The sequence below is a fragment of the Ralstonia sp. Ralssp135 genome, from assembly GCF_047304345.1.
Taxonomy (GTDB): domain Bacteria; phylum Pseudomonadota; class Gammaproteobacteria; order Burkholderiales; family Burkholderiaceae; genus Ralstonia; species Ralstonia chuxiongensis.
Genome location: NZ_JBGLYZ010000104.1, coordinates 1 through 262, shown reverse-complemented (window position 1 = coordinate 262; position 262 = coordinate 1). Strand labels below are relative to the sequence as shown.

Below are 262 nucleotides of genomic sequence, written 5' to 3'. Positions count from 1 at the left end.
AGGAAGCCCACAGCAGAGGAAAACCTGTCTTTGCCCATCCGACTACCGAAACCGGTCTATTGGCGGCGGTGCGAGCCGGCGTCGACGTGTTGGCTCACACAACGCCGCAATCCGGGCCGTGGAACGAAAGTGTTCTGACAGCGATGAAGCAGGCCCGGGTCGCCCTGATCCCAACGCTCACCCTCTGGCGGTACGAGCTTCGTCATGAACGGATTTCACTTGCGGACGGCTTTGAGGAGACAGCGATCGACCAGTTGCGTAG

1 protein-coding gene is annotated in these 262 nt (G+C 60.3%); it reads left to right on the top strand.

Annotation, left to right across the window (positions count from 1 at the left end):
• Positions 1 to 262 (top strand): hypothetical protein (locus ACCD03_RS25560; RefSeq protein WP_413413286.1); only part of this gene is annotated, 262 nt, incomplete at both ends.